Origin of the sequence: Mixta mediterraneensis (genome assembly GCF_030283135.1) — a bacterium.
Lineage (GTDB): Bacteria > Pseudomonadota > Gammaproteobacteria > Enterobacterales > Enterobacteriaceae > Pantoea > Pantoea mediterraneensis.
The window spans coordinates 84,793-98,618 of sequence record NZ_JASUAZ010000007.1 but is presented as its reverse complement, the minus strand read 5'-3'; the positions used below and the strand labels follow the sequence as shown (position 1 = coordinate 98,618).

Annotated in this window: 12 protein-coding genes; 3 read left to right on the top strand and 9 right to left on the bottom strand. The window is 49.3% G+C overall.

Annotation, left to right across the window (positions count from 1 at the left end; genetic code table 11):
• Positions 1-115: 115 nt before the first annotated feature.
• Positions 116-811, top strand: a complete 696-nt coding sequence (gene queC / locus QRY16_RS07100) for a 7-cyano-7-deazaguanine synthase QueC (RefSeq protein ID WP_289776112.1) — start codon at positions 116-118, stop codon at positions 809-811.
• A 49-nt stretch (positions 812-860) separates the two neighbouring features.
• Here queC and QRY16_RS07095 read toward each other — a convergent pair whose 3' ends face one another.
• From QRY16_RS07095 to bolA, 9 genes are all read right to left on the bottom strand, one after another.
• Positions 861-1,262 (bottom strand): acyl-CoA thioesterase, encoded by a 402-nt coding sequence (locus tag QRY16_RS07095; RefSeq protein WP_289776111.1) that lies wholly within the window; start codon positions 1,260-1,262, stop codon positions 861-863.
• A 96-nt stretch (positions 1,263-1,358) separates the two neighbouring features.
• Positions 1,359-1,682 carry a ComEA family DNA-binding protein gene (locus QRY16_RS07090; protein WP_193403583.1) on the bottom strand — a complete coding sequence of 108 codons (324 nt, stop codon included), beginning with the start codon at positions 1,680-1,682 and terminating at the stop codon, positions 1,359-1,361.
• A 139-nt stretch (positions 1,683-1,821) separates the two neighbouring features.
• Positions 1,822-3,690 carry a peptidylprolyl isomerase gene (ppiD, locus tag QRY16_RS07085; RefSeq protein WP_289776110.1) on the bottom strand — a complete coding sequence of 623 codons (1,869 nt, stop codon included), beginning with the start codon at positions 3,688-3,690 and terminating at the stop codon, positions 1,822-1,824.
• A gap of 246 nt (positions 3,691-3,936) precedes the next feature.
• Positions 3,937-4,209 (bottom strand): nucleoid-associated protein HU-beta, encoded by a 273-nt coding sequence (gene hupB, locus QRY16_RS07080; protein WP_014606441.1) that lies wholly within the window; start codon positions 4,207-4,209, stop codon positions 3,937-3,939.
• Between the two features lie 214 nt (positions 4,210-4,423).
• Complete coding sequence (gene lon, locus QRY16_RS07075) at positions 4,424-6,778, bottom strand: endopeptidase La (protein ID WP_289776109.1); 2,355 nt, start codon at positions 6,776-6,778, stop codon at positions 4,424-4,426.
• A 188-nt stretch (positions 6,779-6,966) separates the two neighbouring features.
• The gene (gene clpX, locus QRY16_RS07070) at positions 6,967-8,238 is read right to left on the bottom strand and encodes an ATP-dependent protease ATP-binding subunit ClpX (protein ID WP_289776108.1); all 1,272 of its coding nucleotides are present in this window, start codon (positions 8,236-8,238) and stop codon (positions 6,967-6,969) included.
• 134 nt (positions 8,239-8,372) lie between these two features.
• Positions 8,373-8,996 (bottom strand): ATP-dependent Clp endopeptidase proteolytic subunit ClpP, encoded by a 624-nt coding sequence (gene clpP, locus QRY16_RS07065; protein WP_193403588.1) that lies wholly within the window; start codon positions 8,994-8,996, stop codon positions 8,373-8,375.
• A gap of 335 nt (positions 8,997-9,331) precedes the next feature.
• Entirely contained in the window at positions 9,332-10,636 is a 1,305-nt protein-coding gene (gene tig / locus QRY16_RS07060; protein ID WP_289776107.1) for a trigger factor, read from the bottom strand.
• A 294-nt stretch (positions 10,637-10,930) separates the two neighbouring features.
• Entirely contained in the window at positions 10,931-11,245 is a 315-nt protein-coding gene (bolA, locus tag QRY16_RS07055; protein WP_289776106.1) for a transcriptional regulator BolA, read from the bottom strand.
• A 271-nt stretch (positions 11,246-11,516) separates the two neighbouring features.
• On the opposite strand from bolA, the gene QRY16_RS07050 reads away from it, so the two are divergent.
• Positions 11,517-12,095: a lipoprotein gene (locus QRY16_RS07050; protein WP_193403591.1), complete on the top strand. Its 579-nt coding sequence runs from the start codon at positions 11,517-11,519 to the stop codon at positions 12,093-12,095.
• Positions 12,096-12,146: 51 nt separating this feature from the next.
• Positions 12,147-13,637 carry a muropeptide MFS transporter AmpG gene (ampG, locus tag QRY16_RS07045; protein WP_289776105.1) on the top strand — a complete coding sequence of 497 codons (1,491 nt, stop codon included), beginning with the start codon at positions 12,147-12,149 and terminating at the stop codon, positions 13,635-13,637.
• The last annotated feature ends 189 nt before the right edge of the window (positions 13,638-13,826 follow it).

Here is a 13,826-nt window from a genome sequence, read left to right as displayed (position 1 = left end):
GGCTGGTTCGATTTCAGCCGCGCCTGGTTTCCGCCGTCGATTAACGCTTCACACAGCTGTTCAGCAGCGAACGGAAGCATTACCATACGCACAAATTGCTTAACAGGAAAACACCATGAAACGCGCTGTCGTCGTTTTCAGTGGTGGACAAGATTCCACCACCTGCTTAATTCAGGCGCTTCAGCAATATGATGAAGTACATTGTGTGACCTTCGATTATGGTCAGCGCCACCGCGAAGAGATCGAAGTTGCGCATCAACTTTCGCTGCAGTTAGGGGCTTGTGCGCATAAAGTGCTGGATGTCACCATGCTAAACGAACTCGCGGTTAGCAGCCTGACGCGCGATAATATTCCGGTTCCCAGCTATGATCCCCATGCCAGTGGCTTACCCAGCACCTTTGTTCCCGGACGCAATATTTTGTTTCTGACCCTGGCGTCAGTTTATGCCTACCAGGTAGAGGCTGAAGCGGTTATTACGGGGGTTTGCGAAACCGATTTTTCAGGCTACCCCGATTGCCGCGACGAATTCGTTAAAGCGCTCAATCATGCTGTGAATTTAGGTATGGCGCGCAATATCCGTTTTGAGACGCCTTTAATGTGGCTCAACAAAGCCGAAACCTGGGCGCTGGCTGATTACTGGCAACAGCTGTCACTGGTGCGTAAACAAACCCTGACCTGCTATAACGGCATTAAAGGTGATGGCTGTGGCGACTGTGCGGCCTGTCATTTACGCGCTAATGGTCTCAACGCTTATCTCAATGATCAGGCCGGTGTTATGGCATCCATGAAAAGTAAAACCGGTTTGAACTGATTTATTTCGAACAGATGACAAGCGGCGAGATTTCGGTTTTGCCGTCTTATCATCGTTCCATTAAATCGTGTAAGCGTTGACGCAATTCGCCATTAAGCGGCACCGCTTTCTGACTATGCAAATCAACGCATACAAAGGTCAGCGCCGCGTCTGCAATCACTGTTTCATGTCCGGCTAACAGTACACGCTGCGCGAGAATACCGCTTTTACCGTTCAACTGCGTTAACTCACTTTCAATTTCTAATACGTCACCCAGCACGGCCGGGCGACGATAATTGATATTAATATTGACCACGACAAAAGCCAGCTTCTGCGTTACCAGCCAGTTGAAAGCGTTGACTTCCTCCAGCCATTGCCAGCGCGCCTCTTCCAGGAACTCCAGATAGCGCGCATTGTTAACATGTTGATAGACATCCAGATGATAGCCACGTACTTTAATAGCGGTTCGCATTTTCTGCTCCTGTCACAGCGAATAACTGGTTGGACCTGCTCACTCTAGCAAAGTCCAACCGCTGCGGCTGGCTATATCGTCAAGATGTGTATCACCTCACAATTTCAGACGCGAAGCATTTCTTTCTACTAAGGCATTGCCGATACCGGGCACTTCTTTTAGCTGCTCAATCGCCGTAAAGGCGCCATATTGTTCGCGATAATTCACAATCGACTGCGCTTTTTTCAAACCGATACCATTCATCCCGGCTGACAGCTGTTCTGCCGTAGCGTCATTGATACTGATTTTTTCCTGCTGCGGCACTGAAACCTGAGCTGCCTGATCTTCGCTTGTGGTTTCTGCGGCCTGCAGTGCAGTTTGAAACAGGGCACCGCCAAGCGCCAGTGAAAGACAAAGTGCATATAAAGTAGGTTTTGCCATGCTGTGTTTCTCCTTGTGTTTAACAGCAGGCTCAGAATGTCACGGCGAAAAGACAGGCTCAAAAGGCGAAGTTTAAAAATGGAAAAGGCCGCGAAAGCGGCCTTTGTTTATTTCAGCGATTACTGATTTTTTGCGAGGCTTACTGCATTTGTGCCGCGGCACCGTATTTAATTTTTGCCTCTTTACGCAAGTTTTGCAGCAGCGCTTCGAAGGCTAACTGAGCATTATTTTGCGTCACGCCTTTAACCATTTCGGTAATCTGTGGCTGAGGCATACTGCCGGCGCTGACTTTATCGACAGCCACCAGTACTACATTGCCTTGCATATCTTCGCTAACGCCCCAGGAGGGTTTGTTATCGGCAGGCTGTGGCAGATTGAAAGCTGCCTGCGCAACGGGATCTTGCGCGTTACGGTCCACCGTTGTCACGCCGCTCAGCGTTAAGCCAGCGACAGATAACGCATCCTGCTTACCGGCTTTCAGGTCTGCCAGTAATTTATTCGCCTGCGCTTTCGCCTGCTGTTGCGCTTTATCGTGCTTCAGCGTATCGGTGATTTGCGCTTTAACCTGTTCTAATGGCTTCACCGCTTCTGGTTTATGCTCGCTGATACGCAGCACAAACGCGCGATCGCCCTCAACACTGATAATGTCAGAGTTATTGCCCGGCGCACCGTTTTGACCAACCAGACCGCCGTTAAAGATGGCCTGTTTTACCGCATCGAAGTTAAGTTCTTTCGGTAGATCGTCATGGCTGAACCAGCCCGTTTCAGTGGCTTTTATACCTGACGCTTGTTCAGCACCTGCCAGCGATTCATTGTCATTGCTGGCTGCTTCACTGACTTTCTGCTGCAGTTTATAGAAGGCATCAACGCCTTTTTCCTGCTTCACTTTGTCTGCCACGCTATCGCGTACGTCAGCCAGCGATTTAACCTGCTCTGGCTGCACGTCATCAAGACGTACGATCAGGAAGCCAACCGATGATTTGATTACGCCGGATAGCTGGCCTTTTTGCGTCAGCGCGGCATTTTTTAGCTCATCAGGTGTGGTTACGGGTTCCAGCCAACCCATATCGCCGCCTTTGCGGGCTGAAATGGGATCGATAGATTTGCTTTTCGCCAGTTCGGCGAAGTCAGCGCCGCCTTTCAGCTGCGCTAAAAGCGCATTCGCATCAGCTTCAGTTTTGGTCTGAATCACGCTATAGCGATTACGCTGCGGCTGAGAATAATCAGCTTTGTGTTGATCATACCAGCTCTGGATTTCTGCCTCGCTGGCGGCTTGCTGCATACTGGCTGCATCAAGTTTGATATAGCTGACACGGAACTGCTCAGGCGCCATAAAATTGCTTTTATTTTGCTGGTAATACTGACTTATTTCCTCATCAGTAGCGGCCTGCTTAGCGGCAAGGGCATTTACATCGATTGTCGCCTGGCGGATAGCACGCTTCTGTGAGACCAGATCTACCAGCTTGCTGGTTTCGCCTTTCAGCATAAAGTCGGTATTCGCTACTGCATTGATCAGCTGCTGATTCGATAACTGTTTGCGCAACGCTTCCGCATATTGATCGGCGGTATAACCCATGCTGGAAATCAAACCGTTATATTTGCCGTTATCGAATTTGCCATTGGTCTGGAAAGCCTTCTGATTAAAGATGGCTTGTTTAACCTGGTCATCACTGATGTCGATATGAAGATCTTTGATATATGCTTCAAGCAACGCCTGATCGACCAGCTGAGACAGCGCCTGTTGACGTATCTGCTGCATATATCCATCGTTGCTTGCCAACTGAGAAAACTGATCGCCCAACATTTGCTGTTGACGATTACGCTCATTATTGAACGCCTGCTCCAGCTGTCCCCGACTGATCTCCTGACCATTAACTTTGGCCGCATAATCATTGTTGCCGCCAATCAGGTAGTTGCCAACCCCCGTCAGCACAAAGGAAAAAATGATCAATCCCAAAATAATCTTGAGCACGACATGGTTCGACGCCGCGCGTAAATTGTCCATCATGGTATGACAGCACTCCGCTATAGTGTGAATATAAAGCTCGGCCATAATGCACCGTTTTGCTGGCACATTACGAAGCTGCAAGTTTAGCTGGCAGCATTAATCCTGCTGAGATGCGTCTCACGACCTTTTTCTGCGCTACAAAATAAAAAAGCACATCTCAAAGATGTGCCCGTATATTACATGAGAACGCGTTAACCGTCCTCTAATCCACTGAAGAAAATGCTTCAATGAATGGATTCGTTAACATTAATTGACCGCGTCTTTCAATGCTTTACCCGCACGGAAACCCGGTACTTTACCTGCTGGAATGGTGATTTCTTTACCCGTTTGCGGGTTGCGACCGGTACGTGCAGCACGCTCGCGCACAGAGAAGGTTCCGAAACCAACCAGCGCCACTTCATCGCCGCCTTTCAGCGCGTCAGAAACAGAACCCATGAATGCATCTAAAACACGTCCCGCTGCTGCTTTAGAAATATCAGCGTCCGCAGCAATTTTGTCGATCAATTGTGACTTATTCACTCTCTTCATCCCCTCTTTATTATTTCACTTCGTATCCGTGCTTCCCGCCGGGTACGAACGCGCAGCAAGTTATATCAAGCCTGTTGAGCCGAAACAACGGTAATTCTCTTAGAACGTTGCTCCTGCAACCACCTAAAGTAGCGGCACAAAAAAAAGCTGGCAAGCGCCAATTGCCTTGCCAGCTCTGCTTTTTAACGGTTTTTGCCGTTAATCACTATTTCGCGGTTGCGACCTGCATACCATAAGGCGCATTTTCCAGTGCCAGGTTAAGCACTTCTTCAATACGTTTCACCGGATGAATATCCAGATCGGCAATGACGTTTTGCGGGATCTCTTCCAGGTCGCGCTTATTGTCATCCGGGATCAGCACAGTTTTAATGCCGCCGCGGTGCGCTGCCAGCAGTTTTTCTTTCAGGCCGCCAATAGGGAGCACCTGTCCACGCAATGTGATTTCACCCGTCATCGCAACATCAGCACGCACCGGGTTGCCGGTCAGACAAGAAACCAGTGCGGTGCACATAGCGATACCGGCGCTCGGGCCATCTTTCGGTGTCGCGCCTTCAGGTACGTGAACGTGAATGTCACGTTTCTCATAGAAGTCGCCGTTGATTCCCAGTTTTTCTGCGCGCGCTCGCACCACCGTTAAGGCTGCCTGAATGGATTCCTGCATAACTTCACCCAGCGAACCGGTGTAGGTCAGCTTACCTTTGCCCGGTACGCAGGCAGTTTCAATCGTCAGCAGATCGCCGCCTACTTCTGTCCATGCCAGACCCGTTACCTGACCAACCCGATTTTCGCTGTCAGCACGACCATAATCGAAGCGCTGTACCCCGAGGAAATCCTTCAGGTTCTCACCATCAATGGTGATGTGCTTCGTGGCTTTATCCATTAATAGCGATTTCACTGCTTTACGGCAAAGCTTTGATAATTCGCGCTCAAGGCTACGCACACCGGCTTCACGCGTGTAGTAACGAATAATGCCAACGATAGCGCTGTCTTCAACGGTAATTTCGTTTGCTTTTAAAGCGTTACGTTCAATTTGTTTCGGCAGCAAATGCTGTTTGGCAATGTTAAGTTTTTCATCTTCGGTATAACCCGACAGACGAATCACTTCCATACGGTCCAGTAAAGGCGCCGGAATGTTCATTGAGTTCGATGTTGCCACAAACATAACGTCTGAAAGATCGTAATCAACTTCCAGATAATGATCGTTAAACGCAATGTTCTGTTCTGGATCAAGGACTTCCAGCAGTGCGGAGGCGGGATCACCACGCATATCCGAGGACATTTTATCGATTTCATCCAGCAGGAATAGCGGGTTTTTCACCCCAACTTTCGCCATTTTCTGGATCAATTTACCCGGCATTGAACCGATGTAAGTACGACGGTGCCCACGAATCTCTGCTTCATCACGTACGCCGCCCAATGCCATGCGCACATATTTACGGCCGGTTGCTTTTGCTATCGACTGGCCCAGTGAGGTTTTACCTACCCCCGGTGGTCCAACCAAACACAAAATTGGCCCTTTGATTTTGCTAACACGGCTTTGCACTGCAAGGTATTCAAGGATGCGATCTTTCACACGCTCAAGGCCGTAATGATCGATGTCCAGCGTTTCCTGGGCTTTACGCAGGTCTTTTTTCACTTTGCTGCGTGCGTTCCAGGGAACCTGAACCATCCAGTCGATATAGCCACGCACAACGGTCGCTTCGGCTGACATCGGTGACATCATTTTCAGCTTTTGCAGTTCAGCTTCCGCTTTTTCACGCGCTTCTTCCGGCATTTTTGCTGTATCAATTTTACGCTTCAGCGCTTCGTACTCGTCTGGCGCGTCATCCATTTCGCCCAGCTCTTTCTGAATGGCTTTCATTTGCTCATTCAGATAATACTCACGCTGGCTTTTTTCCATCTGCTTTTTAACACGGTTGCGAATGCGCTTCTCAACCTGTAACAGATCGATTTCAGATTCCATCATTGCCATCAGATATTCCAGACGCTCGTTCACGTCTGACATCTCCAGCACTGATTGTTTATCCGCTAATTTCAGTGGCATATGCGCAGCGACGGTATCGGCAAGACGGGCCGCATCGTCAATATTGTTTAGAGAAGTAAGGACTTCAGGCGGGATCTTTTTATTGAGTTTGATATAGCCTTCAAACTGGTTGATCGCCGTGCGTACCAGAACTTCTTGCTCACGCTCTTCAATTTCTGGCGAAGCCAGATATTCAGCCTGAGCAACAAAATGATCGCCATTGTCTGCCAGCGTCGTGATGTGCGCACGCTGTAAACCTTCGACTAATACTTTAACCGTGCCATCAGGCAGCTTCAGCATCTGCAAAACAGATGCAACGGTCCCTACCGAAAAGAGATCGTTAATGCCAGGTTCATCCGTTGAAGCCTCTTTCTGCGCGACCAGCATGATCTTCTTATCATGATCCATTGCGGCTTCAAGGCACCGAATCGATTTTTCCCGACCGACAAACAACGGAATTACCATGTGCGGATAAACCACCACGTCGCGCAGCGGCAACACGGGGATTTCAATGCGTTCAGAACGCTCAGGATTCATAGAGCTCTCTCTTAGTTTAGTGTCCGCCAGGTGATGGGAACCGCATCATGCAGGAAGTATGCAATTACCCACAGGTAACTGAGTATATGGGGTTGATCGTCCGACATTCAACGTCACGGAGGCGAGAAAAACAAAAGGGGAAAGAATTTTCCCCTTTTTTAAGATAACAACGTGGACGGATTGTTTATTTATTCACCAGAAGCCTGGGCTTCGTGCTTACCATAAATCAGCATCGGGTCTGACTGCCCCTCAATAACTGACTCATCAATGACCACTTTTTCAACGTCATCCATTGAAGGCAGGTCATACATGGTTTCCAGCAAAGCCCCTTCAACGATGGAACGCAGACCACGTGCGCCGGTTTTACGCGACATCGCTTTTTTAGCGATAGCGGTTAACGCCTCGTCACGGAATTCCAGCTCAACGCCTTCCAGGTTAAACAGCGCCTGGTACTGTTTAGTTAATGCATTTTTCGGCTCACGCAGAATCTGAATCAACGCTTCTTCGCTCAATTCGCTCAGCGTAGCAACGACCGGCAAACGACCAATAAACTCAGGAATCAGACCGAACTTGATCAAATCCTCTGGTTCACATTGAGCCAGGAGTTCGCCTTCGGTTGCTTTCTGCGATTTGCCTTTCACCGTTGCGCCAAAACCGATGCCTGATCCGGTTTCTACACGCTGTGAAACCACTTTATCCAGCCCTGCGAACGCACCGCCACAGATAAACAGAATCTTTGAGGTATCAACCTGCAAAAACTCCTGCTGTGGGTGTTTACGACCACCTTGCGGTGGCACCGCAGCGACAGTGCCTTCAATCAGCTTAAGCAAAGCCTGCTGGACACCCTCGCCGGACACGTCACGCGTGATAGATGGATTGTCAGACTTCCGTGAAATTTTGTCGATTTCATCAATGTAGACAATACCGCGCTGGGCTTTTTGCACATCGTAATCACATTTCTGCAGCAGTTTCTGGATGATGTTCTCAACATCTTCACCCACATACCCGGCCTCTGTCAGGGTCGTTGCATCGGCCATGGTAAATGGCACATCAAGCAGACGCGCCAGGGTTTCCGCCAACAGCGTTTTACCGCTACCGGTTGGACCAATCAGTAGAATGTTACTTTTACCCAACTCAATGCCGTTGCTGGTGTCACCGTTACGCAGACGTTTGTAGTGGTTATACACCGCCACAGCCAGCACTTTTTTCGCCCTTTCCTGACCGATAACGTAATCGTCGAGGTGATGGCGGATTTCATGCGGCGTAGGCAATGCGCTACGTTCGCGATGCGGGGCGACTTCTTTAATCTCTTCGCGAATGATGTCGTTACACAGATCAACACACTCATCGCAGATATACACTGACGGCCCGGCAATCAGCTTACGGACTTCATGCTGGCTTTTGCCGCAAAAAGAGCAGTACAGCAACTTTCCTGAACCGTCTTTGCGCTTATCTGTCATCAGTTAACCTCTTCTAGTTCTCAGGCCATACCGGCGTACGGCGCTGGCCGTGTAGTCACGGCCGAAATTCATTCAACCCATAATATAACCGTTATCCTGATAACTATAGCGTAAGGATAAGGGTAAGTTGGGTCTTATTGGCGATGCGTCAGAATAGAATCGACTAATCCATACTCTACCGCTTCACTCGCTGAGAGGAAACGGTCACGCTCAGTATCGCGCTCAATTTGTTCCAGCGATTTGCCGGTGTGCTCTGCCATCAGCTCATTCATGCGCTGTTTTACTTTAAGAATTTCGCGCGCATGAATTTCAATATCCGTTGCCTGGCCCTGATACCCACCTAAGGGCTGGTGAATCATGACGCGTGAATTTGGCAGACAGAAGCGTTTACCTTTTGTCCCTGCCGTCAGCAGAAAGGCCCCCATTGAGCACGCCTGACCCATACAAATGGTACTGACGTCCGGCTTGATAAACTTCATGGTGTCATAAATTGACATGCCAGCGGTAATAACGCCACCCGGAGAGTTGATATACAGGTAGATATCTTTTTCTGGGTTCTCTGCTTCCAGAAACAGCATCTGCGCAACAATCAGGTTCGCCATATGGTCTTCAACCTGGCCGGTCAAAAAAATCACACGCTCTTTGAGCAGACGGGAATAGATGTCGTAGGAGCGCTCGCCACGCGAGGTTTGCTCGACCACCATTGGCACCAGCGCATTTTGCGGTGCAGTAAATTCACGATCGCCACTGTATGACATTACCGTCTCCTGATTAAATTTCATTGGCAACATTCTGTACCGATTTTACGTAAGACGAGCAGGGAAAACGATGCTCCGTCTCTTTCCGACACCTTCAGGACGGTTAATCAGCCAGCTCAACTGTTTTATTTGCATACTCCCTCAATCTGGGGATGCTGCCCAGTTGTTTCAAGCATAACAACCTTTTCCTTAATCGCTAACCCGGAAAAAGCAATGCGCGAATAATTTGCCGGTTAATTAGACAAATAGCGATAAACTCTGTGCGCTCAATCGCTAAAAACAAAAAACCCGCGACTTTACAGCCACGGGTTTAGCACGTCCGGTTAAATCTGAAATCAGGCTGTTTGAGTCTGATTCATCAGATCCTGGAAGTTAGCGGCTTTTTCGGTCACTTTGGCTTTCGCCAGAACCGCTTCAACCGCTTGCTCTTCCAGCGCAACGTTGCGCATATTGTTCATCAGCTCATTATTTTTGCTGTAGAACTCGATCACTTCCTGTGGATCTTCGTAAGCAGATGCCATTTCTTCGATCAGCGTGTTTACGCGTGCTTCATCAGCTTTCAGCTCATGAGTACGGATCACTTCGCCTAACAGCAGGCCAACAACAACACGGCGTTTTGCTTGTTCTTCAAACAGTTCGCGTGGCAGTTCCAGCGCTTGCTGCTCGTTGCCACCAAAACGCTGGGCAGCCTGACGACGCAGAACATCAATTTCGCTGTCGATCAGCGCAGCGGGTACGTCGATTTCGTTGGCATCAACTAAGCCATCAATGACCTGGCTCTTAATGCGGTTACGGATTGCACCTTTCAGTTCACGATCCATATTTTTACGTACTTCAGTACGCAGACCAGCAACCGAACCATCTTCAACGCCGAAACGCTTGATGAACTCTTCAGTCAGTTCCGGCAGTTCGCGCGTTTCAACTTTCTTCAGCACGATCTCGAACTTCGCCTCTTTACCTTTCAGGTTTTCAGCGTGGTAATCGTCCGGGAATTTCACGTCAATGGTGAACGTTTCGCCCGCTTTGTGGCCCACAACGCCTTCTTCGAAACCAGGGATCATGCGGCCCTGGCCCATCGCCAGCACAAAGTCAGACGCCTTGCCGCCTTCGAACTCTTCGCCGTCAACAGAACCGGTGAAATCGATGGTTGCGCGATCTTCAGCTTCTGCGGCAGCTTCTGTTTCGATCCAGTTAGCCTGCTGCTTACGCAGGGTGTCCAGCATGGTATCAACATCAGCGTCGGTCACTTCAACCAGCGGTTTTTCAACTTCGATGTTTTCCAGGCCTTTCAGTTCAACTTCCGGGTATACTTCAAATTCAACCGAGTAGGTGAAATCCTGGCCTTCTTTATATTCACCCGGCACGTAGTTAGGCGCGCCAGCTGGATTGATTTTTTCTTTAATGATGGCATCAACGAAGTTGCGCGTCATCAGATCGCCCAGCACATCCTGACGTACAGACGCACCGTAGCGCTGTGCCACGATGTTCATTGGCACTTTGCCTTTACGAAAACCATCGATACGGACTTTTTTTGCCACATCAACCAGTTCTTTTTTTACAGCGCTTTCGATGCTGTCAGCAGCGACAGTGATCGTAATGCGACGGCCCAGGCCTTGGGTGGTTTCTACTGAAACTTGCATCTTGTTACCTCAAAAATCACGTGCTCGGTCAACTTCAGACACTACACATTGTAAAATGCACCGTATCTAACAACCGGGACGGCTTCCGTGAAGAGTACCTAGTCCCTGTTACCAAAAGCATCCCGAAGACATTACGGAAAAATAGACGCAGCATTATAGCGACATCGCTGAGGTGAGTCGAGGCTGCTAACTCACCACTTTTTATCAGGTTTGCTGCTTTTTTGCGCTGGAGATCGCGTTTATGTCTAAACCGAAAAGAAAAACGACCCGCAGGCCGTTTTTATTAGGAAGGAATTAAGCGAGGGTTCCGGCTCCGCGACAGTTCGGTGAAGCAAGCACCGTGTCTTGTAAACCTTCCCACTCTTTAACTGTGTAAGTATGTAATGCTAACGCATGAACGCTACCCGCCAGTTCCGCCGCCAGTTCACTGTAAATGACACGGTGGCGAGCCAGAAAACGTTGCCCCGTAAAACAGTCGCTGACGATCACCACCTTGAAATGGCTTTCGGAGCCGGCAGGGACATTGTGTCGATAACTTTCATCGTGTACTTCCAGATGAGCCGGCTCGAAGGCCAGGCGCAGCTTTTCTTCTATTTGTTCGCGAATCATTGTTTTATTCCTCAATGGCGAGCGCTGTGCCCCATCTGTTTAAATATTAGTAGGTTTTTCGACGCTTTTTGTAGCGAAGCGCGGAAATATTCCCGTTAACAGCGGCATCTTAACGTAGCTTGTGTCCAGAACAAATGGGCATAATAATCAGACACAATGAAAAAAGCCTTTACAATCAACTTCCCGCTGACCGGGGCTTTTTTCACTGCCGCGCAATGCTATGATGGCGACAGTTTTTGCAATCCAACCCACTATGCTAATGAGAACAAGTATGTTGAAAAAACTGTTATTCCCGCTGCTGGCTGCGTTTATTTTGGCCGGCTGTGCCTCCAGTAATAATACATTAACTATTCAACCAAAGATTCAGTTGCCACAGCAAGATCCAAGCCTGATGGGCGTCACAGTAAGTATTAATGGTGCCGATCAGCGCAGCGATCAAGCCCTGGCAAAAGTGAATCGTGATGGCCAGCTCGTCACCTTAACGCCTTCACGTGACCTGCGTTTCCTGCTACAGGAAGTGCTGGAGAAGCAAATGACCGCACGCGGTTATATGGTTGGTCCAAACGGGGTCGTTGACCTGCAAATCGTTGTAAACAATCTCTACGCCGACGTAACGCAAGGCAGTGTGCGCTACAGCATCACCACTAAAGCGGACATCTCGATCATCGCTACAGCCAAAAATGGTAACAAACAGGTTAAAAATTATCGTCAAACCTATAGTGTAGAGGGTGCCTTCAGCGCAACGAACCAGAAGATCACCAATGCCGTTAACGCCACCATGAGTGATGTCATCGCCGATATGGCCCAGGACACCAGCGTGAATAGTTTCATCAAGCAAAATTCGCATTAATTCTGTTCTTCCCCTGCCCGGCTTATCGCCGGGCAACGCCTTAAGGTCAGCATGAATCACTATCTCCGCATCTTTACCCAACGAAATGCCGCCGTGTTGTTGCTGCTCGGATTCGTCTCCGGTCTGCCGCTGGCGTTAACCGCAGGCACGTTACAGGCATGGATGACGGTCGAAAATGTTGATCTGAAAACAATCGGTTTTTTCTCGCTGGTTGGTCAGGCTTACGTCTTTAAATTTCTCTGGTCGCCGATGATGGATCGCTACACGCCGCCATTCCTGGGCCGTCGACGCGGCTGGTTGCTGGTGACACAACTGGCGTTAATTGCCGGTATCGTGGCCATGGGTTTTATGCAGCCGAGCCGCGACTTAACCTTAATGGCCGCGCTGGCGATGCTGGTCGCCTTCTGTTCGGCTTCGCAAGATATTGTTTTTGACGCCTGGAAAACCGACATTTTACCCGCAGAAGAACGCGGCAGCGGCGCGGCAATCACCGTTCTGGGCTATCGCCTGGCGATGCTGATTTCCGGCGGGCTGGCGCTGTGGCTGGCTGACCGTTATTTAGGCTGGCAAATGACCTACTGGTTGATGGCGCTCATGATGCTGCCTGGCATTATCGCCACCTTTATTGCCAAAGAGCCTGACACGCGTATCTCAACGCCACACTCTTTGCGTCAGGCCGTCGTTGATCCACTAAACGATTTCTTTCAACGTAATAATGCCTGGCTGCTGATTACGCTGATTATTCTTTATAAGCTCGGCGATGCCTTTGCTGCCTCGCTGACGACGACGTTTCTCATTCGCGGCGTTGGTTTTAACGCCGGTGATGTTGGTTTAGTCAACAAAACGCTTGGCCTGACGGCCACTATCGCTGGCGCCTTATACGGCGGAGTAGTGATGCAGCGTCTCAGCTTATTTCGTGCGCTGATGATTTTTGGGTTACTGCAGGCGGTGTCCAACTTCGGCTACTGGTTACTGGCAATAACCGATCAACATTTGTGGAGCATGGCCAGTGCAGTGTTCGTTGAGAACTTATGCGGCGGCATGGGAACGTCAGCCTTTGTCGCATTGCTGATGACGCTGTGTAATAAATCTTTCTCAGCGACTCAGTTTGCGCTGTTGTCAGCGCTATCGGCTGTAGGCCGTGTTTATGTGGGTCCGGCGGCAGGTTGGTTAGTGGAGCTTTGGGGCTGGCCGACGTTTTATGCCTTCACCGTTTTAGCTGCCCTGCCTGGCTTGCTGCTGTTAGCATTTTGCCGTCAAACGCTGGATGCGATGCAGCATAGCGGCGAATTTTTACCGCGCAGCGGGTATCGAAATGGGTATCGCTGGGCGCGCCGTTTGTTTTCCACGGGTTGCCTGCTGTTAGCGGTTTGGCTGGTAGCACTGGCACTAAAAGCGGCAGGTTTGCAGCTTGTACCGCACCTTTTATCGCATCTGTTTGAGCCTAGTATCGCCCTAATTTTACTGGGTGTATTGTGTGGCGTGGTGCTGGATTGCCGGGCGATGAAAAAATCATCCATTAGTGAGGCCGCGTTACGTTAAGAAATAATCATTTCTGACTTCACTGGCTTAATTTTCATCAAAAATGGCGAATGTGCTATTTTACACATGCGTGTTATTTTTTTAATACAGGCAAGAGATGAGGAAATTAATACTCATCAGGAATATTAAAAACCCGGCCGCAATTACATTGTTTCTTTTTGGTCTATAAAATGATGCGTATTTGTTAAA